At 58.8% G+C, this 1,195-nt stretch carries 2 protein-coding genes; both read left to right on the top strand.

The window, feature by feature from the left end:
- Nucleotides 1-858 (top strand): alpha/beta fold hydrolase (locus EBE87_RS28315; protein ID WP_147465074.1); only part of this gene is annotated, 858 nt, incomplete at its 5' end.
- A 128-nt stretch (nucleotides 859-986) separates the two neighbouring features.
- Nucleotides 987-1,195: hypothetical protein (locus tag EBE87_RS28885; protein WP_147465073.1), on the top strand; the 209-nt coding region annotated here is incomplete at its 3' end.

The following is a 1,195-nucleotide window of genomic DNA, read 5'->3' as shown; positions in this document are numbered from 1 at the left end:
GTCAACGGCACCCGGCTCCATTATGTTGAAGGTGGCAAAGGGACGCCTGTCATTCTCATGCCGGGGTGGCCCCAGACCTGGTGGGCGTTCCACAAGATGATGCCCGCTCTCGCGAAGAATCACCACGTGATCGCGGTCGATCTGCGCGGAATGGGTACTTCCGACAAGCCGGCGGGCGGGTACGAGAAGAAAAACATGGCCGTCGATATCCGCGAGCTCGTGAAGAGCTTGGGATATGAAAAAGCCCATATTGTCGGGCATGATATCGGCGCTCACATCGCATACTCCTACGCGGCCCAGTTCCCAGACGCGACGCTGTCGACAGTGTACCTCGACGTCTCCGCACTTCCGGCGTCGCTTGCAGATGCCAAGCTGTTGCCGGCGGAAGCGCTATCGGGACCGTTCACAAACGACTTCTACATTTGGTGGTTTGCGTTCCATCAGGTGAACGAACTTCCGGAGCAGCTTATCGAGGGCCGCGCGCATATCTACCTCGATTGGTTCTGGAAAAGCCTGTTGTACAAGCAGGATGCGCTCACCGACCGGGACCGCGCTGTCTATGCCAATGCGTATAATACTCCTGACGGCATTCGCGGCGGCAATGGCTGGTACAAGGCGTTCCCGCAGGATCTGAAAGACAACGCGACCTACGCGCCCAAGATCAACACGCCATCACTGGGCATCGGCGGCCTAGGCAATCCGCTCTTGGTCGACTTCATGAATGCTCGGCTCAGCAGTCCGCAGCTCAGCCACATCCAAGAGAGCGGTCATTACATCATGGAAGAAACGCCGGAGAAGGTCATCGCCCTGATGCTGCCGTTCCTGAAGTCGAATGACCCGCAACGCGCTCGGCGCTGATGAAGGCAATCAACGTCGCCGCGGCCGCCATTCGCTGACTCGAGGGCAGGGAAGGGCGGTCGCGAGAACTGGTCGGCGGCAGCGACGGACCGATCGCTTGAGCCTGATAGCAGGCAGAAAGGCACGTAATGTTCGACTTCCTGAGAAGGCGCGACCTCATGAGGGCGATGAGCCTCGGAGCAGGAGCCGCTCTAGTACCCGCCGGGGCCTTGCTGGCGCGCGCACCATCATCAACAACTAAAGGAGGACGCTCCATGTCGAAAAGCGAACTGAAGGCATTCTTCATGCGCTACATCGATGCGCTCAATACCCATGATATGGACCGGATGACCGAGTT

This window comes from Teichococcus wenyumeiae, assembly GCF_003696345.1.
GTDB classification, from domain to species: domain Bacteria; phylum Pseudomonadota; class Alphaproteobacteria; order Acetobacterales; family Acetobacteraceae; genus Pseudoroseomonas; species Pseudoroseomonas wenyumeiae.
This window is presented reverse-complemented; position numbering and strand designations above follow the sequence as displayed.